Consider the following 26,548-nt stretch of genomic DNA (forward strand, 5'->3'; position numbering starts at 1 on the left):
CGTCGCGTCGATACGCGACGATCCTTTCCCGCCACGATGGCGACCGGCCCGGATCAGCCCTCGAACAGCATCAGAATCGAGAGCAGGAACAGCACCCACATCGCCGGGCGCACTTCGTTCGCCTTACCCACACCGACCTTGACCACCACGTAGGTCAGGAAGCCGAACACCACCCCGTGGGTGATCGAGTAGGTGAGCGGAATCAGCATCATCGCCACGAACGCCGGGATGGCATCGTCGTACTGCTGCCAGTCGATGGTGCGGATCGGCGAGAGCATGAACACTCCGACCATGATCAGCGCCGGCGCGGTGGCGATCGCCGGCACCAGTGCCAGCAGCGGTGACAGGAACAGAAACGGCAGGAACAGCAGCCCCGAGACCACCGCCACCAACCCCGAGCGGCCGCCCTGGCTGATGCCGGCAGCGGACTCGACGTAGGCGTTGGCCGGGCTGGTGCCCAGCGGCGCCGAGATCAGCGCCGAAAAGGCGTCGACCATCATCGAACGGCGGATATTGCGCGGCTCGCCGTTCTCGTCGAGCAGATTACCCGCCTGGCACACGCCGATGAAGGTCGACATGGCATCGAAGAAGGTGGTGAACAGGATGACGAAGATGAACGGCCAGTAGGCCACCGCCAGCGCACCGCTGAAGTCGACCTGCCACAGCGCGGTGAAGTCGGGCCAGGCGAAGATACCCTGGAAGTTGACCAGCGTCGGGGTGGCGATCGCCTCGGGGAAATAGACGCTGCCGTCGCCCCACAGACGCCCGATCGGCACCGCCGCCAGGGTGGTGAAGACGATACCCAGGATCAGCGCGCCCTGGATTCGTCGTGCCACCAGCACCGCGGTCACCCCCAGGCCGATCAGAAAGGTCACCAACGCCGGCGTCATCTCGCCCAGGCCCACCACGGTGGCCGGGTTGGAGACCAGCAGCCGTGCATTGACCAGCCCGATCACGGTGATGAACAGCCCGATACCGCAGGCGATGGCGTGGCGCAGCGTCGCCGGAATGGCGTCGACCACGTAGCGGCGCACGTTGAACAGCGCCAGCACCGCGAACAGCACCCCGGACCAGAACACGCAGCCCAGCGCGGTCTGCCACGGAATGCCCGCGCCCATCACCATGGTGTAGGTGAACAGCGCGTTGATGCCCATCCCCGGCGCGACCAGGATCGGGTTGCGCGCATAGAGACCCATCATCACGCTGCCGAAGAAGCTGATCAGCACGGTGGCGGTCAGGGCCCCGGCGAAAGGCACGCCGGCCGCGGAGAGAATCGACGGATTGACCACGATGATGTACATCGCCGCCAGGAAGGTGGCCACGCCCGCCAGCACCTCGGTCTTGAGGCTGGTTCCCAGCGAGCGCAGAGAGAAGTATTTGTCGAGCACGCAGCAATCTCCTGGCTGAGTCGATTATTGTTGGCACGCGAACGCATCGCGTCTGACAACTTGTATACACAAAGCGGGGGCTTGGAAAGCCGTGAAGGGCTCGGGCGGCGGCCGAGCGGGGCGCAGTATATCGAATCCACCGCACAGCGCCATCCGCCCACGCCAGGGCCGGCAGCTATGCCAGTGGCCGAGGGCTATGCCATGATGAGAGGAACCCGGCGACCCCCTCGCCTCTCGACCCGGGCGCTGTTCTGCCAGAGACAGGCCCCCTCTCAGCCAGGAGCCCCCATGAGCTCGGAAAAGCCGCAGCTACCGCTGATTCTGGAACCGGACGCCCTCGCCGCCCACCTCGGCGAGGCGCACCTGCTGATCGTCGACGTACCGCTCAAGGCCGAGAGCTATCGCGATGGCCACGTTCCCGGCGCCTGCTTTCTCGATCATCGCCGGCTGCTCGCCGGCAGCGGCGACGTCCCCAATGACGTGCCCTCCCCCGAGGCTCTCAGCGCGCTCTTCTCGGATCTAGGGCTGACCCCGGAAACCCATGTGGTGGCCTATGACGACGAAGGCGGCGGCTGGGCCGGGCGCCTGCTGTGGACGCTGGAGCTGATCGGCCACCCGCGCTACTCCTATCTCAACGGCGGTATACACGCCTGGCGCGCCGACGGCCACCCGGTAGATACCACGCCCAGCGCCCCGACACCCAGTGACTACCAGGCCGAGTATCTCAACCCCGGGGTACAGATACGCCGTGAGGAGCTGCTCGAACGTCTGGGCTCCCGCGATCTGGCGATCTGGGACGCTCGCTCCGATGCCGAGTATCGCGGCCTGAAGGGCGACAACCGCAAGCTCGGCCATCTGCCGGGCGCGGTCAATTTCGACTGGCTGGAGGTCATGGACAGCCAGCGCGACCTGCGCCTGCGCGACTATGCCGAGCTGGTAGCGGAGCTCGAAGCCCGCGGCATCACGCCGGACAAGGAGATCGTCACCCACTGCCAGAGCCATCACCGCAGCGGACTGACCTGGCTCGCCGCGCGCGCACTGGGCTATACGAGCGTGCGCGCCTATCCCGGTTCGTGGAAGGAGTGGGGGAATCGGGACGATACGCCGGTCGAGCGCTAGGCTCACCTGAACGCGACCGTGCGGTCAATGCTGCGGGCTATTGCGCCCGCGCGGTACGGCCGCTACCTTGTGCGCCTTTCCGACTCGAGGGGCAGTCATACCGTGGATCGCCAGGAACTCTTCGCCAAAATTCAGTATCCGCTGCCCCAGCACGCGATCTCGCGCCTGATCGGCAAGCTCGCCGAGAGCCGCGTCGGCTGGATCAAGGATCTCTTCATCCGCCACTTCATCAAGCACTACGGTGTCGACATGAGCCAGGCCCGAGAGCCCGACCCCGGCGCTTACGCCTGCTTCAACGACTTCTTCACCCGCGCGCTCAAGCCCGACGCCCGCCCTATCGGCGAGGGGCTGATCTCCCCTGCCGACGGCACGCTTTCACGCTTCGGCCGCATCAACCACGGCACACTGATCCAGGCCAAGGGCCAGGCCTACTCGCTCAATGCCCTGCTCGGAGGCGACAGCGCCCGCGCGGCGCCGTTCCGCCAGGGCAGTTTCGCCACCGTCTACCTCTCCCCCAAGGACTACCACCGCGTGCACATGCCGCTCACCGGTACCCTGCGTGAGATGACCTATGTGCCGGGCCGGCTGTTCTCGGTCAACCAGGCGACCGCCAACCACGTGCCGGGGCTGTTCGCGCGCAACGAGCGCCTGGTCTGCGTGTTCGACACCGAGCGCGGGCCGCTGGCGATGGTGCTGGTGGGTGCGATGATCGTCGCCGCCATCGAAACCGTGTGGGCGGGCCAGATCACGCCGCTCAGCGGCCGTGTGCAGACCACCTGTTTCGATACCCCGGTGGTGATCGAGAAAGGCGCCGAGATGGGCCGTTTCAAGCTCGGCTCCACGGTAGTGATGTGCCTGGGCCGCGAGGCCGAATTCCACGACTTCGACCCCACCGGTACGCCGGTCAGCATGGGCCAGAGCCTCGGCGCCTGATTCTCGGCGTCGGGTTTTCAGCAACTGGCCCAAGACGACGAACGCCGCGGTCGGCCGACCGCGGCGTTCGTCGTCTATCTCTTGGTTCTCACCGCCTACTTATCGCTCACCACCTACTTATCGCTCACCACCTACTTATCGCTCACCGCCCACTTCTAGGCTCTCGCCTACTGGCGATGGGCCCTCGCCATATGCAGGCGCTCTCGCGGCGCTCGCATCGTTGGCTCAGCGCGCCCCTTCGATGAGATAGGGGCCGAGCACACGCATCACCACGGTTTCGACGAAGTCACGATCGATCTCGCTGAACGACACCGCCAGCCGGTAATAGATCGCCCCGTAGATCAGATCCATGCTCAGTCCAGGGTCGATCTCGGCAGCCAGCTCTCCGCGCGCCACCGCGTGCTCGATCGCCTCGCGCCCCATCTGCCGGCGCGGGCCGATCCAGCGCTCGACGAAGGCACGGCTGAGCTCGGGGTCCGACTGAGCCGCCCCCAGCAGATGCTGCAGCAGGCGCCCGTGGGGGCCGTTGAGCACCTCGGAGAGCCCGGCCACGCTGCGCCGGAAGTTGGCCAAGATCGGCAAGCTGTCGTCATAGGCAATAGCCGGGCCGACGACATCGAGGAAGGCGTCCATGAGGATGGCGCCCGCGTTGGGCCAACGCCGATAGATGGTCGACTTGGCGACCCCGGAGACGCTGGCGATACGCTCGATGGTGGCATAGGGCAACCCACCTTCCAGCGCCAGCTCGAGGGCGGCACGCGTCACCTTGGCCGAGGCCGTGGCGCTGCGCGGTCGGCCGGGACGAGCCGGTGAATCGGTAGATGTAGACATAGATGATGTAGATGCGGACATAGACGATGTAGACGCAGACATGGGAGACATCCTTGTCAAAAACAGCTCCTGGGAAATACGATACTATCTGATACGCAGCGACTCGTATCACTTTTTAGTCAGGAATTGTAAAACACTACCATGAAACGGTGTACGCCACCCTCAGTGAAGCGGCACTCTACACGAGGTGTCGACTCTTTCCATCTTTCGCCGCCGCGCGACTGGAGGCTCCAGTGACAGAATACGATAGCGTCATTGTCGGCGCAGGCCCTGCCGGACTCGCCGCCGCCAGCCGCCTTGCGCACCGCGGGTTGCGCGTACTGCTGGTCGACCAGGGCCACGCGATCGACCGGCGTGACCACCAGAGCGAGGCCGAGCTGACCCAGGGCCACGGCGGTGCCGGCCTTTACTCCGATGGCAAGTTCTCGTTCTACCCCTCCGCCACCGAGCTGTGGCGTTTGCCACGCCGTGCGCCGCTGCATCAGGCCTATGCCTGGACCCGCGAGCTGCTGAATAGCCACGGGATGAAGACCCCGCCGTTTCCCGATCGCGCCGATGTCTACACGCCGTGCCATGATGCCTGGTCAATCAAGCACTACCCCTCCTACTATCTGCCGCTGACCCAGCGCGAGGCGATGATCGCCGAACTGATCGCCGCGCTAGATGTCGATATCGTCAGCGACACCCAGGTGATCAGCCAGCGCTACGACGAAGACGAGACGTGCCATCATCTCGAACTGCGCGCCGCCGACGGCACGCGGAGCGCGCTCACCGCGACCACCCTGATCTGGGCTGCCGGGCGTTTCGGGCCGCTGGGGCTAGGTGACGGCATCAACACGCGCTTCCGCCGGCTGGAAGTGGGCTTTCGTATCGAACAGCCGAGCGAGCGCGCCTTCTTTCAGGATTTCGTCGATCTCGACCCCAAGCTGACCCTGCACGCCGCCGACAAGGCGACCGAGTGGCGCACCTTCTGCGCCTGTCGCCACGGACGCACCGTGTTGACCCGAACCCAGGGGCTGTGGACGGTCTCCGGGCACTCGGACGGCCCGCCCACCGAGCGCTCCAACGTCGGCTTCAACACGCGCATTCTCGATGAGGCGCTGGCCCGCGAGACCATCACTGCGCTGACCCGCACGCTAAGCCGCGCGGATTCGCATTTCAATCTCCCGCTCAGCGCCTGGCTCGCCGACGATCCCGACGCCACGGCGACCATGGAGCGGGTCTATGGGGCGCCGCTGGCACAGGCGATGCAGCGCGGGCTACGCCAACTGGTCGACAACTTCCCAAGGCTAGAGGACGACACCACACGCCTGATAGGCCCGACGCTGGAAGGCGTCGGCTGGTATCCGAAGGTCGATGACAGCCTGCGGCTGGTCGACCGGCCCACCTGGTTGGTGGGTGACGCCTGCGGGCTGTTCCGCGGCATCGTCGCCGCCTTCGTCAGCGGCCACTACGCCGCCAGCGCCGTGGCCGAAACGCTGGCCCAGCCGGCACGCCTCCAGGAGCGCGCCTGATGCCGGCCCCTAAGTCGAGAATCGGCGTCGGCCTGATACTCACCCGCGGCGCGGGTGAGATTCTGCTGGGCTACCGTATCAAGGCGGGCGAGACGCCCTGCTGGTGCATGCCCGGCGGCCATGTCGAACCCAACGAGACCTTTGCCGCGGCGGCGCGGCGGGAGCTACATGAGGAGACCGGCATCCTCACCGAGGCAACCATCGAGATCGGCGCCTTCCTGCATCAGTTGAATCCCGACTGCACCGCCATCACCGTCGCCGCGCACCTGCATCTGCAAGATCCCCCCACGCCGCGGGTCACAGAACCCGAGGTCTTCGACCAGTGGCGCTGGTTCCCCTGCGATGCGCTGCCCCGGCCGCTGTTCCCTGCCAGCGCGGCACTGCTGGCGCAGACTGCGGGCCAGCCCCTGCCGGATGGCTGGCATGCCTATCCGCGAAAGGCTCCCTGATCCGGCCTCGATAACCGCACCCTCGGCGTCGAGTTCACACTTTCTGCAGCACTCGGTATCGCGCCATCGCCTCGTCTATTGCACTCAGCGGGTGGCGCCGCTACCTTGTCTCGCCCCTCTTCCCCGGGGCGAGATCATCATGGTGCACCAGCGCCGCTTCGCCAGACACCCATCCCCGCTGCCACGCCGTGCGATCTCGCCCCGGTTATCATTTCCCGCAACACCTGAGGTCCCGTGAATGGCACTAGAGATTTCGCGCAACGTCTCGATCCCCGACCACGAGATCGAACTCATCGCCGTGCGCGCCCAGGGTGCCGGCGGCCAGAACGTCAACAAGGTCTCCTCGGCGATTCATCTACGCTTCGATATCCGCGCCTCCAGCCTGCACCCCGGGTTCAAGGAGAAGCTGCTGGCCCTGAGTGACAAGCGCATCACTCGCGACGGCATCATCGTGATCAAGTCGCAGGAGCATCGGACTCAGGAGCTCAACCGGGAAGCGGCACGCGTCCGGCTGAAACAGCTGATCAAACCCGTGCTCTACGGCGACAAACCGCGCCAGGCGACCAAGCCGAGCCGCAGCGCCAAACGCAAGCGGGTCGATCAAAAGACCAAACACGGCCAGAAGAAACGTCTGCGCGGGCGAGTCGATGATTGAAGCGCTGTGCAGCTCGGCAGGTACTGATGCCTCGCGCCGGTCGCCTCGCCAACGCAGGCGCCGCTACCGGCGGGATGATGATAGCGCCACGGCCGGTCAGCAGCGCGGCGTCGGGAACGCCAGGACCTCGGCAATCGACGCCTTGCCCAGCGCCAGCTGAATCAGGCGGTCGATCCCCAGCGCCACCCCGCTGCCAGCCGGCATCCCGTGGGCCAGAGCAGCGACGAGACGGCGGTCGACATCCACGACCGGCTTGTGAAGCGCCACACGTTGGCGATTGTCATCCTGAAAACGGGCGGCCTGCTCCCGGGCATCGGTCAACTCGTCGTAGCCGTTGGCGAGTTCGATACCCTGCAGGTAGATCTCGAAGCGAGACGCAACCTCGGTGCCCTCCTCATCGACCCGCTTGCGCGCCAGCGCCGCCTGAGTGGCGGGATAGTCCACCACCACGTCGATGCCGTCTTGCCCCAGCGTCGGCTCGATTACCAGACTCATCAGCAGGTCGAGACAGCCATCGCGATCGCTGTCAGCCATATCGAGCCCGCCGCGCTCGCCCGCCATCCGCTGCAGCTCGGCCAATGGCGTGGTGAAGGGGTCGAGCGCCAGCGCCTCACGGAACAACTCGCGATAGCGTCGCCGGCGTGCCGAGCCGGCCGCCGGCATCAGCGCGCGGATCAGCGCCTCGCACTCCTCGATCAGCGCACCCAGCGAGAAACCGGGGCGGTACCACTCGAGCATGGTGAACTCGATATTGTGGCGCCGCCCCACTTCGCCATCGCGAAAGCTGCGGGCGAGCTGGAAGATCGGGCCGCTGCCCGCCGCCAGCAGGCGCTTCATGTGGAACTCCGGCGAGGTCTGCAGCCACAGCGTCTCGCGCCCGGCAGGGGTGGTCGCGCTCAATGAGAGCGAATCGAGATGCGGGTCGGTACTCCCCGCATGGCCGAGGATCGGGGTCTCCACCTCGAGCACGTCACGCGCGGCGAAGAAGGCGCGCACCGCCGCCAGCAGCCGCGCCCGCTGGCGCAGTGTCTCGCGCGTTGCCGAGGGCTGCCAGTCGTCCGGGCTGGGCGTCATCGTCACGTGTGATAGACCTGGCTGCGGCCACCGTCGATCAGGATATCGGTGGCATTGATGAAACGCGCTTCGTCGCTGGCCAGGAACAGGGCGGTGTTGGCCACCTCCTCCGCTTCGCCGATGCGCTGGCACGGCAGCAGCGCAATCTGGCGCTGGCGCTCGCTGTCGTCGAGGCCATCCAGCCATGCCTGGGCCGAGGGGGTACGGATCAGCCCCGGCGAGATCGAGTTGAAGCGCAGCCCGCGGGCGGCGTACTCGATGCCGAGCGCGCGGGTCAGCCCGATCAGACCATGCTTGGCCACCGGGTAGGGAAAGGAGCCGGGAATGATCTTGTGGCCGTGCACCGAAGCGATATTGACCACGTGGCCATAGCCGCGTGCCAGCATCTCCGGCAGCAGCGCCTGGATCACATGCCAGGCACCTTCCAGATTGATCGCCAGGCAGCGCCGCCAGCTCGCCTCGTCGGTGGTCAGCGGGTCGCTGAAGACATTGACCCCGGCGGCATTGACCAGCAGTTCGAGCGACCCGAGCGCCGCTGCGGCCTCGGCCACCGCACGGCCGACGTCATCGGCCTCGGCGACGTCGGCCTCGACGCCCACCACACGGCGGCCGCTCTCCCGTTCGACACGCTCGCAGGCGCGCGTCAGCGCCGCCCGGTCGCGATCGAGCAGGGCCAGTGCCGCGCCCTCGGCGGCAAAGCGCAACGCCGTGGCCAGGCCGATGCCGCTGGCCGCGCCGGTGATCAGAGCGGTCCGCCCCGTCAGTCTGCCCATCCCGATCTCCTCCCACGGCGCCGCCGCGATCAACGGCTCGAGCACGCCGGCCATTCCACCCCGCGGCCGCTGCCGGCAGCAAACGCAGAAGGCCACGCCGAAGCGTGGCCAATCTGACTGATACCTCGCTTGCACCGGTGCGATCTCAGCGCCGGTGCGGCGCCAGCATCAGGCGCGGGAGACGTACTCGCCGCTGCGCGTATCGATCCGGAGCACTTCGCCCTGGTTGATGAACAGCGGGACACGAACCACCGCACCGGAGGAGAGCGTCGCCGGCTTGGAACCGCCCTGGGCGGTGTCACCCTTGAGACCCGGGTCGGTCTCGACCACTTCGAGCTCGAGGAAGTTGGGCGGGCTGACGGCGATGGCGTTGTCGTTCCACAGGGTGACGGTGTAGACCGCCTGCTCCTTGAGCCACTTCTCGACGTCGCCGATGGCTTTCTTGTCCACCGCGTACTGCTCGAACGAGCCATCGGTCTTCATGAAGTGCCACATGTCACCGTCGGTGTAGAGATACTCCATGTCGAGGTCCATGACGTCGGCGCCCTCGAGCGACTCGCCCGACTTGAAGGTACGCTCCCAGACCCGACCGGTGATCAGGTTGCGCAGCTTGACGCGGTTGAACGCCTGGCCCTTGCCGGGCTTGACGAATTCGTTCTCGAGAATGTTACACGGGTCGCCATCCAGCATGACTTTCAGGCCGCCCTTGAATTCGTTGGTAGAATAGTTCGCCATGTTTCCTCACTAATGAACGATCGCGGGGCGTCCGCGACGAGAATTCCGTAACAGCGCTGCCAGGGCGCGTTCTAACTCAGGTGGTCCGCATGATAACCCGAACCCCGATCGCCGTGCATCGTGAAGCCGAATCGCGCGCTCCCGCGGCTTGGCAGCACCAGCTGCGCGAGGTGATCCGCGACCCGCGGGTGCTGTGCCAGCGCCTCGGCCTCGACCCGGCGCTGCTGCCCGGCGCCAGCGCGGGTCATGCGCTGTTCCCGGTACGGGTACCCGAAGCCTACCTGGCGCGCATCCGCCACGCCGACCCCTACGACCCGCTGCTGCGTCAGGTGCTGCCGCTGGCAGCGGAGCAGGATGCCGTCGGCGGCTTCGTCGCCGACCCGCTGGCCGAGCGCGAGCATACCCCGCGCCCCGGGCTGATTCACAAATATGCCGGGCGCGTGCTGCTGATCGCCAGCCCGACCTGCGCCATCAACTGCCGCTACTGCTTCCGGCGCCACTTCCCCTATGCCGAGCATGCCCCCTCGATGCGCGAATGGGACGCCAGCCTCGACTATCTGCGCGGCGACGCCTCGATCCGTGAGGTCATCCTCTCCGGCGGCGATCCGCTGGCCTCGCCGGACCGGCGCCTTGCCGAACTGGTCGCGCGGCTGGAGGCGATCCCCCATCTTCAGCGCCTGCGCATCCACTCCCGCCTGCCGGTGGTGATTCCCGACCGGGTCGACACCGCGCTGCTCGACTGGCTCGGCGGTACACGCCTGCAGAAGGTGATGGTACTGCACATCAATCACGCCCAGGAGATCGACGCCGCGGTGGTCGACGCCTGCCGACGCCTGGCGGCCGCCGGCGTCACCCTGCTCAACCAGAGCGTGCTGCTGCGCGGGATCAACGACCGGGTGGACACCCTGGCCGAGCTGTCGGAACGGCTGTTCGCCGCCGGCGTGCTGCCCTACTACCTGCACGTACTCGATCCGGTCAGCGGCGCGGCCCACTTCGATGTCGACGACGACAGCGCCAGGGCCCTGGTGGCAGCGCTGCGCGAGCGCCTGCCGGGCTTTCTGATGCCACGGCTGGTGCGCGAGATCCCCGGCGAGGCGAGCAAGACCCCGCTATGAGCGCGTGCGCCGCTGCTGGGCTCGCCAGTCACGCCAGCCGCGCAGGGTCAGATAGGCCAGCGGCCCGGCCGAACCGAAGCAGAAGGTGATCACGTAGAACACCAGCAGATAGCCCATCCCGTGCCCCCGGCGCCGGGCATCGAAGAACATCCACACCGCCAGCATCAGCAGTGCCAGGTAGACATCGAACACCACCAGCGCGGTGGTCGGCTTGCGCATCAGCTCGCCGGCGAAGGCACTCAGGCTCTGGTCACTGGTGGCAATGGCATAGGCGGTATAGGCCGAAAAGGCGATCAGTGCCGTCAGCGGCACCCAGAAACGCAGCATCTCTCATCTCCCGTTCACGGGTGCGGTGGCCGGGCCGCACCACCCCGACGGGTAGCGCCGCGAGCACTCGCGGCGCTACCGCTCACGTTCAGGATAGCGGTAGATAGACATGCACGCTGAGACCGCTGGCCGCCGGCAGCGAGGTGTCGTCGAGGCGAATCTCGCCTTCCAGACGCTCGACCAGCTCCTTGACGATCGACAGCCCCAGGCCCGAGCCGCTGGTCTTCTGCCCGGCCAGACGCACGAAGCGCTCGAACACCCGCTGGCGATCCTGCGGCGGGATACCGGGGCCGGTGTCGGCGATCTCGATATGCAGCCGCGTCGCTTCGGCGGCCATGCGCAGATGCACCTGGCCACCGCTGGGGGTATAGCGCATGGCGTTGTCGAGCAGATTGCGCAGCAGCACATAGAGGCCATTCTCGTAGCTCTGCACGCTGAGCCCCTCGGGGAGCTGCTGAGTCAGGTGGATGTCGCGCTGCGCGGCCAGCGGCTGGGTGTCGCGGGCCAGCTCGCTGCCCAGTCGCGCCAGACGCACGGTCTGGCGGGTGATCGCCTGGCCACTCTCCAGCCGCGACAGCGTGAGCAGCTGCTCGACCACCCGGGTCATGCGGTCGACCCCATTGATGATCGACTGCGCCGCGCGTCGCGCGCTCTCGGTGTCGGTCTCGCTGAGCAGATTCTGGGCGTGGACCTTGACCGCCGCCAGCGGTGTGCGCAGTTCATGGGCGGCGTTGGCGGTGAAGCGGCGCTCCTTCTCCAGGGTCTCGGCCAGACGTGCGAACAGGCCATTGAGCGCATCGACCATGCCGCGAATCTCCTCCGGCACCTGGCTTGCATCCAGCGGCTCGAGGAAGTTGGGCTGGCGCGCGGTGATCTGCCGGCTGACTCGCAGCAGCGGCGAGAAGCCGCGGGCAATGGCGAACGGGATCAGTAGTGCGATCAGCAGCACCCCGATGACCGGCGGCATCAGGTTACGCAGCGCGATCTGCCAGGTCAGCTCGTCGCGCACGTCGTCGCGCTGGGCGGCGCTGGCCCACACGCCGCGGGTTTCGTCGTGCAGGGTGAAGGTGCGCCAGTCGTGACCGCCGCTGAGCGCATGGGAGTAGCCGGGGCGCCGTTCGAGCGCCGGCAGCGCCCCGGTCGGCTGCATGCCGAACAGCGCGCGGCCCTGCTCGTCCCATACCTGGAACCCCAGCTTCTTCTCATAGGGGTGGCCCAGGGCGGTCGGCGCATCGGTGGCGTTGTCCGGCACCAGCGGCGCCTTAAGCTGAATATCCACCGGCGCGGCCTGGTCGTTTTCCGAGCCGGCACGATAGGCGAAGTAGAGCGCCACCATGGTGCGCGTGGTCTGAGCCAGCTCGGCATCGAACAGCTCGTCGATCTGGTCGCGGGTGTCGTAGTAGCTCCACAGCGCCGCCACCGCGGTGATCGACGTCACCGAGATCAGCAGCACGCGCCGCAGATAGCGTCTGATCGAAATCAACCGGTCTCCCCCATGCGATAGCCGACATGCCGCACGGTGGCGACGACGCGACTGCCGAACTTGCGTCGCAGATGGTGGACATGCACCTCGATGACGTTGCTTTCGACCTCGGCATCCCAGCCGTAGAGCACCTCCACCAGCTGGTCGCGGGAAAACACCTGGCCCGGATGGGTCATCAGATAGGCCAGCAGATCGTGCTCGCGCCGCCCCAGCGGGATCAGCTCTCCCGCCAGACGCACCTCGTGGGCGGCCGGATCGAGACTGAGCAGGCCATGGGTCACCTGTGGGGAGGCGCGCCCGGCGCTGCGCCGGACCAGCGCGCGCAGACGCGCCAGCAGCTCGCCGCTGTCGAACGGCTTGACCAGATAGTCGTCGCAGCCGCCGTCGAGTCCGCGGATGCGATCCTCGACGCCGTCCCGCGCGGTGAGCATCAGCACCGGTATCTGGCATTGGGCCTCGCGCAGCCGCTTGAGCACCTCGAACCCGTCGATATCGGGCAGGCCGACATCGAGGATCAGGGCGTCGAAAGCCGAATGCGCCAGCGCCTCGCACACGCCCTCCCCCTCGCCCAGCCACTCCGGCGTGATGTTCTCGCGCCGCAGCACCTCGACCACCCCCTCACCGAGCAGGGGGTCGTCCTCCACCAGCATTACCCGCATAGCTTTCTCTCTCGTCTTGCCCCGGCTCGCTTCGAGACGGCATCTCATGTCTACCCCACTCGCCCCACGGCGGTGCTCGGCGCGGTGTCACATGCACGGTTTCAGCATACCGCGTCATCCGCTCGCGTGTCCGGCAGTGTCATCACCGAGTCATCGGCAGCGCGCAGCCTGGCGCCGCGGAAGTGGACGAGCACATCCAAGGCCCGTTTCTAAGCCTGAGTTAAGGAAACCCTGTCACAGTCGATCCCGACCGTGGCCAGGTCCGTCAAACGATCCGCTGCGCAAGCCATCCACGCCCAGGGAGACCACGATGCTCGCACTGCCCAAGCTCTCGCTGATCGTCTTCGCCACTGCCCCCGCGGCCCAAGTCGCGGCGCTGATCGAAGAGGCTTCGCACGCGCTGGTGCACGCCCGGGCGCTGGAATTCCTGATCCTCGACAGCCGGCGCGATGCGCGTCTCGCAAAGGCACTCGAGGGGCTATCGCTGGAGACCGACCAGATCAAGGTGCTGCCAGGCGCCAGCGATATCGACGCTGCCCTGGCCCAGGCGGCACGCCAGGCCCGGGGCGACTGGCTGGTGACCCTCGGCAGCAGTGGCCGCGCCGACCCCCACGATCTTCCCGACATGCTCTGCGCGGCACGCCATCAGGGGTTGGCACTGGTGCAGGGGCGAGCGCACCACGCTTCAAGGGCGAGGCACTGGCTGGCACGGCTGGCGGCGCCGTTCACCGCCGTCGACGCACAACCCCAAGGGCTGTATCTGATCGAGCGCGAGGCCATGTGCGCCCTGCCGCCGCTAAAAGGCCTGATGCGTTTTCTGCCGCTGCTGATCCGCCGCGGTGGCGGTCGCGTGGGTCAGCACCCGATCCACTGGCGCACGCAGGGTGACGTCATCGCGATATCCGCACCGCGGCCTTCATTCGCGACACTCGGCGAGACCCTGAGGCAGTGGCGCCAGGCCCGCCGCTGGCGTCCGCGCCAGGTCTCGCGCCGCCCGGCGTCAATTTCCTAGCGGTAGCGCCGCCCACGCCACTCGAGCCACCCACCCGGACGCTCGCCGCGCGGGTCGCGATGGGTCCAGTGCACCACGCCGCCCTTAGCATTCCAGACATACTCGCCACGAAAGCGCACTGCATCCCCACGCGCGAGCCCGTCGAGCCGCGGCGCCAGATCGATGTTGTGGGCGATCAGCAGCGTATGACCATCGCCGAGCCCGAGGATGAAACGCTGATGCCGGCTACCGTCGTCGTCATCCGGCAGCAGGCGCTGCACGCGCCCTTCCCCCTCGACCCAGACCGCCTCGCGTTGCGCCTCGAAGGCCGCCCGCGGCGTCATCGTCGAAGATACCGGCGCCTGCCAGTGAGCCAGCGTCGGCACCAGCAGTGCCGCCAACAGCAACGCGATCACGGCACCGCCGATTCTTCGTTTCATCATCCGGGTCATGGCCCCTTTTATTGCCAGAGAGCCACTGTGACACCGGGCCGCTGTGCGATAAAGCCTGGGCGGTGATCCGCAGCGCAAGCTGCAGATCCGCGCACGCGCCGGAGGCATACCACGTGCGCGCCGGACGCAAAAAAAGAGGCCGAACCCCAAAATCCGGGCTCGGCCTACGCTGTGTGCCCGTCCTGGGCTACTCAATCAGAGTACGATATACCGCTAGAGTTCCTGAAAAAGAAAAATAGCCGGTCGCGTTCAGGTCTCCGGTTCGTCCAGCGCGTCGGGGCCGTGCTGCCACAGCCCCACCACGCCGCGCGGCGCCTGTGTCTCGTCGAGCGCGCACTGCCAGCATTCGGCCTCCGGCTGCTCGAGAGACAGCCGGAAGACGCGCCGGTCGGCGCCCGCTGCGGGTTCGGCCGACGCCTGGCGGTCGATCTCGTCGAGCAGCCGCTGTAGCCGTTCGCGCTGGGGTTCACTGAGTTCACGGCACTCGATGCGTCGCGGGCGCTCCAGACCGGGCATGGCGGCAAAGCCCCCTTCGCGCACCACCGCCAGCACCGCCGTGGGTGCCAGTCGCGGTACGCCACGCGCGCTCACCGCAGCACTCCCACATCGACCCAGGCTCGGCGCACGGCATCCATCACCGGGCTGTCAGCGCCGAAACGCTGCTGCGCGCAGCGCACGGTGATCTCGGCGAAGGTGGCAAAATTGGCATCCCGTGCCAGGCGCGAATCCCGCAGCGCATCGAACCATACCGGCCCGGCGGCCTCCCAAGAGAAGCCCCCAAGGCGCGTCGCCGCCAGGTAGAAAGCGCGATTGGGAATGCCGGAATTGATGTGCACGCCGCCGTTGTCGGAGGCCGTATTGACGAAGGCGTCCATATGCCCCGGCTGCGGGTCCTTGCCCAGCACCGGGTCGTCGTAGGCGCTGCCAGGACTGGCCATGGAACGCAACGCCCGACCATTGACGCGGTCGGTGAGCAGACCCTCGCCGATCAGCCAGTCGGCCTCCTCGGCCGCCTGCTCGAAATGGTGCTGCTTGACCATGACGCCGAATACATCGGCCAGGGATTCGTTGAGCGCACCGGACTGATCGGCATAGATCAACCCCGCTTCACGCTCGATCACCCCGTGGGTCAATTCGTGGGCGACCACGTCGAGGGCCGCGGTAAAGCAATTGAACAGCTCGCCATCACCATCGCCGAAGACCATCTGCGCCCCGTTCCAGAAGGCGTTGTCGTAGTCTTCACCGTAGTGAACGGTACCCAACAGCGCCATGCCCTGGGCGTCGATGGAATCGCGAGCAAAGACCTCCCAGTAAAAGCGATAGGTGGCACCCAGCCAGCGATACGCCTCGTCGACGGCGACATCGCCGCTCTCCGGATCGCCCTCACTGCGCACCCGCTCACCCGGCAGGATCTCCTGCTGAGCGGCGGTATAGATATAGCGGGCGGGCTCGCCGCCACGCCTCCCATCGGCGGGGCGTGCCGCAGGCTGCGTCGCGTTGCGCAGACGAAACTGGGCATCGGCCTTGAGGGTGGCCTGGGCGCAGCGTTGTAAGCGTGCGTTGCCGTGGGAAAGAAGACGTTCCAATACATGGGGCGGCATGAAGCCGTAGGCTTGACCCGGGCGCGTCGTCGCTGGCATCGGACACCTCCTGTGATGAGATCAAGGTCACAGTCAGTGTGGTTCAGGCTCGGCAGGCATGCCGTTATGACCCTGTTGCGTTTTGTCACTGCCCCGAGGTGACATGCACTCAGCTCAACGACAGTCCATAACTCGCCTCGGGCACCACGCCCTCGAATTTGCCGAGCTGGGCGATGTCGTTGTCATTGAGCATCTGATCGAGGCGCCGGCGTGGGCTCTTGGCATTGAGCACCAGGTGCACCTGGGCCGGCAGCCCGCGATCGTCGATACGCTGCACCCAGGCCAGCGCACCGCTGGAGAAACGCGCCAGCGAACCCACCGGCGCAGTGCCGAAGCGGCGCACGTAGCGCTGCGCCCAGGTCGCATCGAACAGCGCCGGGTGACCCAGCACATGGCGATAGCGCTCGAGCAATGGCCAAGCATCACGATCCGCGCGGGGTTGGCCCAGCGCGTCGATCACGTCGACCACCGCCATCATGCGCCCCAGCGCGCTCAACTGGGTGTCGTCCAGGCCCGCCGGATAGCCGCTGCCGTCGAGGCGCTCGTTGGCCTCACCAACGATGGCACGCGCGATATCCGGTGATAGCCAGCGACACGTTTCGAGCTGAGTGAGGATTGCCGGCACGTGCTCGGACAGATGCGCGCGCGCCTCGGCCCCGAGCGGCTCACGGCTCTCCACAATCGATGTTGGCAACTGGCACTTGCCCAGGTCATGCACCAGCGCACTGGCCGCCACCGCCTTGATCACGTCCTCGGGATAGCCCTGCCAGCGCACCAGGTCGGTGGCACGTATCGCAACGCCGAGCGAGTGGCGTACCAGCGGCGTTTCCCCATGCAGATAGCCGAGCGCATAGAGCAGCGCCTGGTCTCCCTGATTACTCAGCGTGACCAGGGTATCGGCGTGACGCGACAGCAGCGACGACGCGATCGAGCCGCCGTTCTGCAGCGTCAGGATCTGTGCACTGAGATAATCGGCAATCTTCTTGAGCCGCCGCGCGGTGGCGTTGCCGACCGGCAGCGAGGCCGTCTCGGGCTGCCGCGGCGCTGGACGCTTGCCGTCCGGCCCCCGAAACAGCGGCGAGGGCGAGAGCGCCTTGTCACGCGTCGTCACGCTGCGCGCACTCTCGCGCTCGGCCTCCTTGACGCAGTACCACAGCAGCCGTTCGGTATCGATGCCGGGTTCGTCGAACTCACAGCCGACCAGCGCCTCGCGCCACTCCTCATCGCTGCGCACGTGGCGAATACAGCCACTGAGGCGCAGCGACTGGCGGCTGGGAAAGTGCAGCTCGAGCGGCGCGAAACGCTGATTTTCCAAGAGCGAGACGGCATGCGTCAGCGGCATCGCCAAAAGGCAGCCACCCAGGGAGAGATTACGCAGCTCCGCGGTTACCGGTATGTCACGATCTTCCAGCCTCAGACGCGCATCGACGCCCATCTCGGCGCGAATCGGCGCGCGGAAGCTATTGCGCCGATGCACCGTGCTCAGCCACTCGGGGTAACTGCAGCGCAGACGCTGCCGGCCACCCTCGCCCTCTTCGGGGTCGAGCCACTCGATCAGCGCCAGGGTCGAGGTGCGCACCATGGCACCATTGACATGCCCGAAGAGATGAAAGGCATCGCCCCGCTCCAGCTGCTCGGCCAGCGCGGGGACTGCGCTGATGTCGACGATCAGCGCGCGATCGCGCTCGATGTCATCGAGCAGCACCGGCCACGATGTGCCGCCCAGGTCGAACGCCAGATTGACGCTGCCCTGGATGCAGAGTGGATCGAGCCACTCCCACTTGGCCAAGGGGTTGACGATATCGGTCGAAGCGGAGGTGCTCATGCGAGATCTCGGGGCTGGCTGCAAATCGTGGATACAATTTACAACATTCGGTTGCCGAACGCTGCTACCGGAACTGGCGCGGGACAACTTTATTTAATCGCCAAGGCAACTTTTTTTGACCGCCGACGTCAACTTGATTTGGCCGCCAGCCGCAACTTGGTTCAACCACCAGCGGCAACTTGGTTCGACCGCCAGCGGCAACTTGGTTCGACCGCCAGCGGCCACGCTGTTTGTGACCGCCAGCGGCGGCTGGCAACGCCTTTCACGACTACTAGGCGACGTGGACTTCTCCGGCGGCAGGGCTTGCGCGTCGGCGCGTCACTCTCCCTCCAGCGCGTGCTCGGGATACCCCAGCAGATAGAGCAGACCATCCAGGCCCAGCGTCGAGACCGACAGCGCGGCCTCGCGACGCACCAGCGGCTTGGCATGGAAGGCGACACCCAGCCCCGCACGAGCCAGCATCTGGAGATCGTTGGCGCCATCCCCCACGGCCACGGTCTGGGCCAGATCGAGCCCCTCGCGCTCGGCGATCTGCTCAAGCAGCTGCGCCTTGCGCGCGGCGTCGACGATCGGTTCGGCGACCTCACCGGTCACCTTGCCATCACGAATCACCAGCTCGTTGGCATGGATCTCGTCGAACCCCAGACGCTGCTGCAGGTAGCGTGCAAAGTAGGTAAACCCGCCGGAGAGAATCGCGGTGCGATAACCCAGCCGCTTGAGATGGTGCATCAGGCGCTCGGCCCCGGGCATCAGCGGCAGCGACTCGGCGATCTCGGCGAGTACCGACTCGTCCAGCCCCTCCAGCTTACGCATGCGCTCGCGGAAGCTCTGCTGAAAATCGAGCTCGCCGCGCATCGCGCGTGCGGTGATCGCCGCCACCTCATCGAACACGCCGTGGCGCCGAGCCAGTTCGTCGATCACCTCGGCCTGGATCAGGGTCGAGTCCATGTCGAAGCAGACCAGGCGACGATGCCGCGACCAGAGATCGGCGGGCTGCAGGGTGACGTCGACCGCGAAACGCTCGCTCAGCGCCAGCATGCGTTCGCGCAGTGCCTGCGGATCGGCGGACTCACCGCGCAGACGCCACTGCAGACAGGCGCCATGCGCCAGCACCTCGGGTCCCGCGTCGAGGCTCGGTGGTGCCGAGAGCCGTTCGATGCGCTCGATGGTCAGCCCTTCACTGGCAGTCAGCGTCGCCACCTCGGCAACCACTTCGGCACTGATGCGCGGCCCCAGCACGCTGAGCCTCCAACGCGGTGCCACGGCCTCCTCGGCCCAGCGCTGGTTGGCTTCTGGCCCGATCTCCTCGACCCGGCAGTCGAGCCCGCAGATGTCACCGGCACTCGGCAGCAGCGCGGCCACGTCGACCTCGTCGTCGGTCTCGACCAGCGCCTCCAGGCGCACCTGACCGAAGGCCACGTGCTGGTCCATGTCCAGTAGCCGCAGCCCCGCCGTCGCCAGCGCGGTACTCAGGGTAGCGGTCTGCCCCGGGCGCGCCGGGCCGGTGGCTCTTATCACGAAACGTCGTGCCATTGTCTCCCCACGGGGCGCCGTCGACGCCCCTCTTGTCGGTGGCGCGGCCTGCCGCAGCGGGCCACGCGTGTCAGTCTAGCGCTGTCCTGGATGGTGCTAGGCGAGGTGCTCAGCCTTCGACCGCGAGCCGGTCGACCTTCTGGAAGCCCCGCGCCAGCTTGCTGCCGCGCCGTCCGCGCTCGCCGACGTAGTAATCAAGATCGGCCGCCTTGAGCGTCTGCTTGCGCTTGCCGGCATGCACCACCAGCGCCGCGCCCTCCGGCAGCAGCACCAGATCGCGCACGAACTCCTCGCGGTTGGCGGCGCGCTGGCCGGGAATCGCGATCATCTTGTTGCCCTTGCCCTTGGCCATCTCGGGCAGCTCGGAGAGCGCGAACACCAGCAGCCGGCCCTCGTTGGAGACCACCGCCACGCGCAGCGTGTCGCCTGCGGGAATCGGCTGCGGCGGCAGTACGTTACAGCCCTGGGGCACCGAGAGCACCGCCTTGCCGGCCTTGTTCTTGCCGAGCAGATCCTCGAGCTTGACCATGAAGCCGTAGCCGGCGTCGGTGGCGAGCAGATAGCGCGCCTCGGGCACATCGAGCATCACCCCGATCATGCTCGCCCCCGCCGGCGGATTGATCCGCCCGGTGATCGGCTCGCCCTGCCCCCGCGCCGACGGCAGGTTATGAGCGCTCAGGGTGTAGCTGCGGCCGCTGTCGTCGAGCAGCACCAGCGGCTGGTTGGTCTTGCCGCGGGCGGCGAGATGGAACTTGTCACCCGCCTTGTAGGAGAGCCCCGCCGGGTCGATGTCGTGCCCCCGCGCGGCGCGGATCCAGCCCTTCTCGGAGAGCACTACGGTGACCGGGTCGGCACCGAGCAGCTCGACCTCGGAGAGCGCCTTGGCCTCGCTGCGCTCGACCAGCGGCGAACGGCGCTCGTCGCCATAGGTCTTGGCGGCCTCGCGCAGCTCCTTCTCGATCAGCTTGGTCATCGCCGCCTGGCTGCCCAGCAGCTTCTGCAGCCGCTGGCGCTCGGCCTCGAGCTCGTCCTGCTCGCCGCGGATCTTCATCTCCTCGAGCTTGGCCAGATGGCGCAGGCGCAGTTCGAGAATCGCTTCGGCCTGGCGCTCGCTGAGCCCGAACGCCGCCATCAGCGCCGGCTTGGGCTCGTCCTCCTCGCGGATGATGCGGATCACTTCATCGATATTGAGATAGGCCGCCAGCAGACCCTCGAGGATATGCAGGCGTTCCTCGACCTTGTCGAGACGATGCTGGCTGCGCCGACGCACCGTCTCGCGGCGGAAACTGAGCCACTCGCCGAGCATATCGTTGAGCGGCATCACCCGCGGCCGGCCGTCGAGGGCGATCACGTTGAGATTGACGCGTACGTTCTTCTCGAGATCGGTGGTGGCGAACAGATGCGCCATCAGACCTTCGACATCGATGCGGTTCGAGCGCGGCTCGATCACCAGCCGGGTCGGCGTCTCATGGGTCGACTCGTCGCGCAGATCGGCCACCATCGGCAATTTCTTGGCCTGCATCTGGGCGGCGATCTGCTCGAGCACCTTGGCCCCGCTGACCTGATACGGCAGCGCGGTGATGACGATGTTGCCATCCTCGCGCACATAGCGCCCGCGCAGTTTGACCGAGCCGCGGCCGCTCTCGTAGAGCTTGCGCAGGTCGGCGGCCGGCGAAATGATCTCGGCCTCGGTGGGAAAGTCCGGCGCCGGCACATAGGCCATCAGATCGGTGACGCTGGCGCCGGGATGGCGCAGCAGATGACAGGTCGCCTCTACCACTTCACGCACGTTGTGCGGCGGGATGTCGGTCGCCATGCCCACCGCAATGCCGGTGCCGCCGTTGAGCAGCACATGCGGCAGGCGCGAGGGCAGAACCGACGGCTCGTTCAGGGTGCCATCGAAGTTAGGGGTCCAGTCGACCGTGCCCTGCCCCAACTCGGCGAGCAACGTTTCGCTGAACTTGGAGAGCCGCGCCTCGGTGTAGCGCATCGCGGCGAACGACTTGGGATCGTCGGGGCTACCCCAGTTGCCCTGGCCGTCGACCAGCGGATAGCGGTAGCTGAACGGCTGCGCCATCAGCACCATCGCTTCGTAGCAGGCGCTGTCGCCGTGGGGGTGGAACTTGCCCAGCACGTCGCCGACGGTACGCGCCGACTTCTTGTACTTGGCGTTGGCGGTCAGCGACAGCTCGCGCATGGCGTAGACGATACGCCGCTGCACCGGCTTCATGCCGTCACCGATGTGCGGCAGCGCGCGGTCGAGAATCACGTACATCGAGTAGTCGAGATACGCCTTCTCGGTGTACTCCTTGAGCGACAGGCGTTCGACGTCGCCCTCCGCCACCTGGATATCCATGGTCATACGCTAAGCCCTTGGTCAGGGTTCAAGAATCATTGTCTGCCCTATTCGCGGCTTACCCGGCGGCAGGTCTTTGCGGAGGCGCTGTGAACCCCTCCCTGGGCGCTACATTTGCCATCCCTGGCAAATGACCTCCGCTGAGACCTGCCGCCGGCGCCGCGCGCCCTGGCACTACACTTCGATATCCGCGAGGTTGCCGTAATCCTCGAGCCAGCTCTTGCGATCGCTCGCCCGCTTGCGCGCCAGCAGCATATCCATCATCTCCAGCGTGCCGTCGTCGAGCTCGCGGGTGAGCTGCACCAGCCGCCGCGTGTCCACCGCCATGGTGGTCTCGCGCAGCTGCAACGGGCTCATCTCGCCCAGGCCCTTGAAGCGCTGGACATTGGGCGTGCCGCGCTTGCTCTCCAGGCGCTTGAGAATCGAGGCCTTCTCGCTCTCGTCGAGGGCGTAGTGGACCTCCTTGCCCAGGTCGATGCGGTAGAGCGGCGGCATGGCGACGAAGACGTGACCGGCATCCACCAGCGCCGGGAAATGGCGCACGAACAGCGCGCACAGCAGCGTGGCGATATGCAGGCCGTCGGAATCGGCGTCGGCGAGAATGCACACCTTGTGGTAGCGCAGCTTGGAGAGATCGTCACTGCCCGGGTCGAGGCCGATCGCCACGGCGATATCGTGGACCTCCTGCGAGCTGTAGATATCCCCCGACTCCACCTCCCAGGTATTGAGGATCTTGCCGCGCAGCGGCAGGATCGCCTGCGTCTCCCGGTTGCGCGCCTGCTTGGCGCTGCCGCCGGCGGAGTCGCCCTCGACCAGGAACAGTTCGCTGGCCACCGGGTCCTGGCCCGAACAGTCGGCCAGCTTGCCCGGCAGCGCGGGGCCGGAAGTGATCTTCTTGCGCGCCACCTTCTTGGCACTCTTCTGGCGCCGCTGGGCGGCGCTGATCACCAGCTCGGCCAGCGCTTCGGCCTGATCGGTATGGTGGTTGAGCCACAGCGAGAAGGCGTCCTTGACCACCCCGGAGACGAAACCGGCCACGGTCCGCGACGACAGCCGCTCCTTGGTCTGACCGGCGAACTGCGGGTCGAGCATCTTCACCGAAAGCACGAACGAGACCCGCTCCCACAGATCCTCGGGGCTCAGCTTGACCCCGCGCGGCAGCAGATTGCGGTACTCGCAGAACTCGCGCACGGCGTCGAGCAAGCCGCTGCGGAAGCCGTTGACGTGGGTGCCGCCGAGGGGGTGGGGATCAGGTTGACGTAGGACTCGAGCAGCGGCTCGCCGCCCTCCGGCAGCCACTGGATGGCCCAGTCGACCGCCTGCTCGTCATCCTCGAAATGGCCGGTGAAGGGCGCTGCCGGCAGCACCTCGAAGCCATCGGTGGCCTGGGCCAGATAGTCACGCAGGCCGTCGGCGTACTGCCATACGCTCTCGTTGCCGTCACTCTCCTTGAGCGAGACCTTGAGCCCCGGGCAGAGCACCGCCTTGGCCCGAAGCAGATGCTTGAGCCGCGGCAGCGACAGCTTGGGGCTGTCGAAGTAGCCGGCTTCCGGCCAGAACCGCACCACGGTACCGGTGGCGCGCTTGGCGCAACTGCCGATCACCGCCAGCTCCTCGACCTTCTCGCCCTTCTCGAAGGCGATCCGGTAGCGGCTGCCATCGCGGCACACCTCGACCTCGAGCCGGGTCGACAGCGCGTTGACCACCGACACCCCGACCCCGTGCAGACCGCCGGAGAAGCGGTAGCTCGACTGCGAGAACTTGCCGCCCGCATGCAGCCGGGTCAGGATCAGCTCCACCCCGGAGACCCCGTGTTCGGGGTGCAGATCGATCGGCATGCCGCGGCCATCGTCGGAGACCTCGATGCCGCCGTCGTCGAGCAGCACCACGCGGATATCGTGGGCGTGGCCCGCCAGCGCCTCGTCGACGCTGTTGTCGATCACCTCTTGCGCCAGATGGTTGGGGCGGGAAGTGTCGGTGTACATGCCCGGCCGCTTGCGGACCGGATCGAGCCCCGAGAGGACCTCGATGGAGCTGGCACTGTATTGCGTCATGCAGTGTCTCGCCGTATTTGCAGAAACGAAGGGGTGATGCCGCAGCGGTCCCACGGCGTGGACGCCGCCGCCAGCGATAGCGCCGCTATCGACGGAATCGGTCACCGCGGCGGACATCATACACCACTGTTCAAATCATCAGTACCGGGTCACGTCAGGCGCTGACACCCGAGGGGCCCAGCGGTCGGGGTCAGACCCTCGGCGGCAGCGTCCAGCCACCGTGCGCGAACAACGCCGGCAGATAGCGCGCCAACTCGCTGAAACCGTGGTCGCCACCGGGATGGATCAGCATGCGACAGCCGGCGTAGGCGCGTAGCGCATCGCGGCAGTCGAGCGTTTCGTCGGCGCTGCCCAGCAGCAGCAGATAGCGCTGAGGATGTACCAGGCGCGACCACTGCAGCGCGAGCAGCTGCTCGTGGTGGGCCGGACCGATGACGAAGGACTCGCCGGTGTAGGCGTTGACCAGGTGCTGCCCCTGATAATCGGCCACGAAGCGCGCCGGCTGAACCGCAGGGTTGATCAGCACCGCCGGCAAGCCGTGGCGCTCGGCCAGACAGGTGACGAGAAAGCCGCCCATGGAACTGCCCACCAGCAGCGTGGTGCCGGGCAGCGCGTCCAGGCACGCCTCGGCGTGATCGAGGGCGGCCTGGGGATGGTGCGGCAAGTCAGGCGTGGCGCAGATCAGCTCGCGTTCGCCCGACGCCGTCAGCGTCGCGCAGGCGGCGGCCACCAGCTGCGCCTTGGGCGAGGCGCCGGCACTGTTGAAGCCGTGCAGGTAAAGCAGCGAATCCACCGGCGCCGACGCGCCGGCAGGCTCGCTCACCGGCGCGGCAGATGACGATGACATCCGCTCAGGCCTGCTGCTGGCCGCGCCAGATCGCCTCGATCAGGCCACGGCTGGAGTCGTCGAGGGCATCGAGCCCGGTCTGGGTAGCGATGATCTCTTCGGTCTCGGTGGCGATCTTCTTGCCCAGCTCCACGCCCCACTGGTCGAAGGAGTCGATATCCCAGATCACCCCCTGGACGAACACCTTGTGCTCGTAGAGCGCGATCAGCGCCCCCAGGGTGGCCGGGTTGAGGCTGTCGAAGAGCATCGTGGTCGAGGGCTGGTTGCCGCGGTAGCGCTTGTAGCTCGGCGGCGTGGTCTCGGACTTGATCGCGTCGTCACCCAGCATCAGCACCCGCGACTGGGCGAAGCAGTTGGCCAGCGCCAGGCGATGCTGGGCCATCAGGTCGTCACGGAAGCGCTCATCCTCGACGTCGTTGTAGCGATTGATCGGCGCCAGGAAGTCGCACGCCACCGGCTGGGTGCCCTGATGCAACAGCTGATAGAAGGCGTGCTGGCCGTTGGGGCCGATTTCGCCCCAGATCACCGGGCAGGTGGAGTAATCGACCACGGCATCGTCATTGGTCACCGACTTGCCGTTGGACTCCATCTCCAGCTGCTGGAAGTAGCCGGGCAGATGCTTGAGCCGGCCATCGTAGGGCAGCACCGCGTGGGAGCGGATATCCAGGAAGTTGACGTTCCAGATCCCGATCAGCGCCAGCTGCACCGGCAGGTTCTCGGCCAGCGGTGCGGTGCGGAAGTGCTCGTCCATGGCGTGGGCGCCAGCGAGCAGGCGCCGGAAGTTGTCCATGCCGACACGAATGGCGATCGGCAGGCCGATGGCGCTCCACAGCGAGTAGCGCCCGCCGACCCAGTCCCAGAACAAAAGCTGATTGGCCGGGTCGATGCCCCACTCGCTCATCTTGTCCGGCTTGGTCGAGACACCGACGAAGTGGAAGCGCTTGATCAGCTTCTCGTCACCGCCCAGGCGCGAAGCGATCCAGTCGAGTGCCGTGGAGGCGTTGGAGAGCGTATCGATGGTGCCGAAGGACTTCGACGACAGGATGAACAGCGTGGTTTCGGGATTGAGCCAGCTGAGAAAGTCAGCGAGCTGGGAGCCATCCATGGTCGAGGCGAAGTGGGTCGCCACCTCATGGGCGTGGTCCGGCTCGAAGTCGGCCAGTGCCGAGGTCACCATCAAGGGGCCGAGGTCGGAGCCGCCGACGCCGAGGTTGACCACATCGGTGATCGGCTTGCCGGTGGCACCGCGCCACTGCCCGTCGAGCAGCTTGCCGACCAGCGTCTCCATCTTGTCGAGGGTCGCATGCACCTCGCTGACGACATCGACGCCCTCGACCTCCAGCTTGGCCTCCCGCGGCAGCCGCAGCGCGCTGTGCAGCGCCGGCCGATCCTCGGTCTGGTTGACCCGCTCACCGCTGAGCAGCCGCTGGATGGCCGCGGGGACCCGAGCCTCCTCTGCCAGCGCGATCAGTCGCTCGCGCACCGCCGGGGTCCAGCGCTGCTTGGACAGATCGAGATGAATGCCCGCCGCCTCGAGGGCGAAGGTCTCGAAACGCGACGGCTGCTGGAACAGGGTCTTGAGGTGGACATCGCGCATGCCATCCTCGAGCTGCTGCTCGAGCGCCTGCCATGCCTGGGTCTCACGGATCGACATCGATTGACTCTCCTTGTATCGGGAACGGGTGTCGCGCGCGGCGTCGCCAAATGGATCGGCGCCAATCAAGCAGGCCGGCGTGCCCTCCCGGCGTGCGCCGGTCACGTGCAGCCGGGGCGCGCAAAACGTACACTACGCCCA

At 66.8% G+C, this 26,548-nt stretch carries 23 protein-coding genes and 1 pseudogene; 7 read left to right on the forward strand and 17 right to left on the reverse strand.

Annotated elements, in window-relative coordinates:
* Positions 1-53: 53 nt before the first annotated feature.
* Positions 54-1,388, reverse strand: coding sequence for an NCS2 family permease (locus QO259_RS11830; protein ID WP_285950111.1), 1,335 nt, complete (start codon positions 1,386-1,388; stop codon positions 54-56).
* A gap of 288 nt (positions 1,389-1,676) precedes the next feature.
* Here QO259_RS11830 and QO259_RS11835 point away from each other — a divergent pair, with 288 nt between their 5' ends.
* The gene (locus QO259_RS11835; protein WP_285950112.1) at positions 1,677-2,507 is read left to right on the forward strand and encodes a sulfurtransferase; all 831 of its coding nucleotides are present in this window, start codon (positions 1,677-1,679) and stop codon (positions 2,505-2,507) included.
* Between the two features lie 102 nt (positions 2,508-2,609).
* Entirely contained in the window at positions 2,610-3,440 is an 831-nt protein-coding gene (asd, locus tag QO259_RS11840) for an archaetidylserine decarboxylase (RefSeq protein WP_285950113.1), read from the forward strand.
* Between the two features lie 225 nt (positions 3,441-3,665).
* Here asd and QO259_RS11845 read toward each other — a convergent pair whose 3' ends face one another.
* The gene (locus QO259_RS11845; RefSeq protein WP_285950114.1) at positions 3,666-4,205 is read right to left on the reverse strand and encodes a TetR/AcrR family transcriptional regulator; all 540 of its coding nucleotides are present in this window, start codon (positions 4,203-4,205) and stop codon (positions 3,666-3,668) included.
* Positions 4,206-4,504: 299 nt separating this feature from the next.
* Between QO259_RS11845 and QO259_RS11850 the strand changes: the two genes are divergently transcribed.
* From QO259_RS11850 to arfB, 3 genes are all read left to right on the forward strand, one after another.
* A complete protein-coding gene (locus tag QO259_RS11850; protein ID WP_285950115.1) occupies positions 4,505-5,785 on the forward strand; it encodes an FAD-dependent oxidoreductase in 1,281 nt (426 codons plus the stop codon).
* Positions 5,785-6,234 (forward strand): nucleotide triphosphate diphosphatase NUDT15, encoded by a 450-nt coding sequence (locus tag QO259_RS11855; RefSeq protein WP_285950116.1) that lies wholly within the window; start codon positions 5,785-5,787, stop codon positions 6,232-6,234. Before QO259_RS11850 ends, QO259_RS11855 begins: the two co-directional genes overlap by 1 nt.
* 238 nt (positions 6,235-6,472) lie before the next feature.
* Entirely contained in the window at positions 6,473-6,889 is a 417-nt protein-coding gene (gene arfB / locus QO259_RS11860; RefSeq protein WP_035469956.1) for an alternative ribosome rescue aminoacyl-tRNA hydrolase ArfB, read from the forward strand.
* 96 nt (positions 6,890-6,985) lie between these two features.
* Here the strand turns inward: arfB and epmA are convergent, their stop codons facing one another.
* The 3 genes from epmA to efp form a co-directional block, all read right to left on the reverse strand.
* A complete protein-coding gene (gene epmA / locus QO259_RS11865) occupies positions 6,986-7,963 on the reverse strand; it encodes an EF-P lysine aminoacylase EpmA (protein ID WP_285952769.1) in 978 nt (325 codons plus the stop codon).
* Between the two features lie 2 nt (positions 7,964-7,965).
* On the reverse strand, positions 7,966-8,736 hold the full coding sequence (locus QO259_RS11870) for an SDR family oxidoreductase (RefSeq protein WP_285950117.1): 771 nt from the start codon (positions 8,734-8,736) through the stop codon (positions 7,966-7,968).
* Positions 8,737-8,904: 168 nt separating this feature from the next.
* On the reverse strand, positions 8,905-9,471 hold the full coding sequence (gene efp, locus QO259_RS11875; protein ID WP_035469951.1) for an elongation factor P: 567 nt from the start codon (positions 9,469-9,471) through the stop codon (positions 8,905-8,907).
* 89 nt (positions 9,472-9,560) lie between these two features.
* On the opposite strand from efp, the gene epmB reads away from it, so the two are divergent.
* Positions 9,561-10,586 carry an EF-P beta-lysylation protein EpmB gene (gene epmB, locus QO259_RS11880; RefSeq protein WP_285950118.1) on the forward strand — a complete coding sequence of 342 codons (1,026 nt, stop codon included), beginning with the start codon at positions 9,561-9,563 and terminating at the stop codon, positions 10,584-10,586.
* Here the strand turns inward: epmB and QO259_RS11885 are convergent.
* From QO259_RS11885 to QO259_RS11895, 3 genes are all read right to left on the reverse strand, one after another.
* Complete coding sequence (locus QO259_RS11885; protein WP_285950119.1) at positions 10,581-10,913, reverse strand: DUF2834 domain-containing protein; 333 nt, start codon at positions 10,911-10,913, stop codon at positions 10,581-10,583. The genes epmB and QO259_RS11885 overlap by 6 nt on opposite strands.
* 88 nt (positions 10,914-11,001) lie before the next feature.
* Positions 11,002-12,396: an ATP-binding protein gene (locus tag QO259_RS11890; RefSeq protein ID WP_285950120.1), complete on the reverse strand. Its 1,395-nt coding sequence runs from the start codon at positions 12,394-12,396 to the stop codon at positions 11,002-11,004.
* Positions 12,393-13,055, reverse strand: a complete 663-nt coding sequence (locus QO259_RS11895) for a response regulator transcription factor (RefSeq protein ID WP_207031160.1) — start codon at positions 13,053-13,055, stop codon at positions 12,393-12,395. The genes QO259_RS11890 and QO259_RS11895 overlap by 4 nt, the downstream gene beginning before the upstream one ends.
* Before the next feature lie 310 nt (positions 13,056-13,365).
* On the opposite strand from QO259_RS11895, the gene QO259_RS11900 reads away from it, so the two are divergent.
* Positions 13,366-14,067: a glycosyltransferase gene (locus tag QO259_RS11900; protein ID WP_285950121.1), complete on the forward strand. Its 702-nt coding sequence runs from the start codon at positions 13,366-13,368 to the stop codon at positions 14,065-14,067.
* Here the strand turns inward: QO259_RS11900 and QO259_RS11905 are convergent.
* From QO259_RS11905 to pgi, 9 genes and pseudogenes are all read right to left on the reverse strand, one after another.
* Positions 14,064-14,486, reverse strand: a complete 423-nt coding sequence (locus tag QO259_RS11905; protein WP_285950122.1) for a DUF3465 domain-containing protein — start codon at positions 14,484-14,486, stop codon at positions 14,064-14,066. The two genes, QO259_RS11900 and QO259_RS11905, sit on opposite strands and share 4 nt — an antisense overlap.
* Before the next feature lie 261 nt (positions 14,487-14,747).
* Positions 14,748-15,089 carry a protealysin inhibitor emfourin gene (locus QO259_RS11910; RefSeq protein ID WP_285950123.1) on the reverse strand — a complete coding sequence of 114 codons (342 nt, stop codon included), beginning with the start codon at positions 15,087-15,089 and terminating at the stop codon, positions 14,748-14,750.
* Positions 15,086-16,138 carry a M4 family metallopeptidase gene (locus tag QO259_RS11915; protein ID WP_285950124.1) on the reverse strand — a complete coding sequence of 351 codons (1,053 nt, stop codon included), beginning with the start codon at positions 16,136-16,138 and terminating at the stop codon, positions 15,086-15,088. The genes QO259_RS11910 and QO259_RS11915 overlap by 4 nt, the downstream gene beginning before the upstream one ends.
* A 109-nt stretch (positions 16,139-16,247) precedes the next feature.
* Complete coding sequence (locus QO259_RS11920) at positions 16,248-17,963, reverse strand: HD domain-containing phosphohydrolase (RefSeq protein ID WP_285950125.1); 1,716 nt, start codon at positions 17,961-17,963, stop codon at positions 16,248-16,250.
* 318 nt (positions 17,964-18,281) lie between these two features.
* Complete coding sequence (gene serB, locus QO259_RS11925; RefSeq protein ID WP_285950126.1) at positions 18,282-19,496, reverse strand: phosphoserine phosphatase SerB; 1,215 nt, start codon at positions 19,494-19,496, stop codon at positions 18,282-18,284.
* A gap of 109 nt (positions 19,497-19,605) precedes the next feature.
* Positions 19,606-21,858: a DNA topoisomerase IV subunit A gene (gene parC, locus QO259_RS11930; protein ID WP_285950127.1), complete on the reverse strand. Its 2,253-nt coding sequence runs from the start codon at positions 21,856-21,858 to the stop codon at positions 19,606-19,608.
* A 168-nt stretch (positions 21,859-22,026) separates the two neighbouring features.
* Positions 22,027-23,906 (reverse strand): annotated as a pseudogene (gene parE, locus QO259_RS11935) (DNA topoisomerase IV subunit B).
* Between the two features lie 190 nt (positions 23,907-24,096).
* Positions 24,097-24,753: a YqiA/YcfP family alpha/beta fold hydrolase gene (locus QO259_RS11940; protein ID WP_285950128.1), complete on the reverse strand. Its 657-nt coding sequence runs from the start codon at positions 24,751-24,753 to the stop codon at positions 24,097-24,099.
* Positions 24,754-24,757: 4 nt separating this feature from the next.
* Positions 24,758-26,407 carry a glucose-6-phosphate isomerase gene (gene pgi / locus QO259_RS11945; protein ID WP_035469939.1) on the reverse strand — a complete coding sequence of 550 codons (1,650 nt, stop codon included), beginning with the start codon at positions 26,405-26,407 and terminating at the stop codon, positions 24,758-24,760.
* Positions 26,408-26,548: the final 141 nt, after the last annotated feature.

The sequence above is a fragment of the Salinicola sp. JS01 genome, from assembly GCF_030284585.1.
Taxonomy (GTDB): domain Bacteria; phylum Pseudomonadota; class Gammaproteobacteria; order Pseudomonadales; family Halomonadaceae; genus Salinicola.

Coding starts and splice junctions, on each gene's coding strand:
- QO259_RS11835 (WP_285950112.1), top strand. CDS start 1,677: ATGAGCTCGGAAAAGCCGCAGCTACCGCTGATTCTGGAACCGGACGCC.
- QO259_RS11855 (WP_285950116.1), top strand. CDS start 5,785: ATGCCGGCCCCTAAGTCGAGAATCGGCGTCGGCCTGATACTCACCCGC.
- arfB (WP_035469956.1), top strand. CDS start 6,473: ATGGCACTAGAGATTTCGCGCAACGTCTCGATCCCCGACCACGAGATC.
- epmA (WP_285952769.1), bottom strand. CDS start 7,963: ATGACGCCCAGCCCGGACGACTGGCAGCCCTCGGCAACGCGCGAGACA.
- QO259_RS11870 (WP_285950117.1), bottom strand. CDS start 8,736: ATGGGCAGACTGACGGGGCGGACCGCTCTGATCACCGGCGCGGCCAGC.
- efp (WP_035469951.1), bottom strand. CDS start 9,471: ATGGCGAACTATTCTACCAACGAATTCAAGGGCGGCCTGAAAGTCATG.
- epmB (WP_285950118.1), top strand. CDS start 9,561: ATGATAACCCGAACCCCGATCGCCGTGCATCGTGAAGCCGAATCGCGC.
- QO259_RS11885 (WP_285950119.1), bottom strand. CDS start 10,913: ATGCTGCGTTTCTGGGTGCCGCTGACGGCACTGATCGCCTTTTCGGCC.
- QO259_RS11895 (WP_207031160.1), bottom strand. CDS start 13,055: ATGCGGGTAATGCTGGTGGAGGACGACCCCCTGCTCGGTGAGGGGGTG.
- QO259_RS11900 (WP_285950121.1), top strand. CDS start 13,366: ATGCTCGCACTGCCCAAGCTCTCGCTGATCGTCTTCGCCACTGCCCCC.
- QO259_RS11905 (WP_285950122.1), bottom strand. CDS start 14,486: ATGAAACGAAGAATCGGCGGTGCCGTGATCGCGTTGCTGTTGGCGGCA.
- QO259_RS11915 (WP_285950124.1), bottom strand. CDS start 16,138: ATGCCAGCGACGACGCGCCCGGGTCAAGCCTACGGCTTCATGCCGCCC.
- QO259_RS11920 (WP_285950125.1), bottom strand. CDS start 17,963: ATGAGCACCTCCGCTTCGACCGATATCGTCAACCCCTTGGCCAAGTGG.
- serB (WP_285950126.1), bottom strand. CDS start 19,496: ATGGCACGACGTTTCGTGATAAGAGCCACCGGCCCGGCGCGCCCGGGG.
- parC (WP_285950127.1), bottom strand. CDS start 21,858: ATGACCATGGATATCCAGGTGGCGGAGGGCGACGTCGAACGCCTGTCG.
- QO259_RS11940 (WP_285950128.1), bottom strand. CDS start 24,753: ATGTCATCGTCATCTGCCGCGCCGGTGAGCGAGCCTGCCGGCGCGTCG.
- pgi (WP_035469939.1), bottom strand. CDS start 26,407: ATGTCGATCCGTGAGACCCAGGCATGGCAGGCGCTCGAGCAGCAGCTC.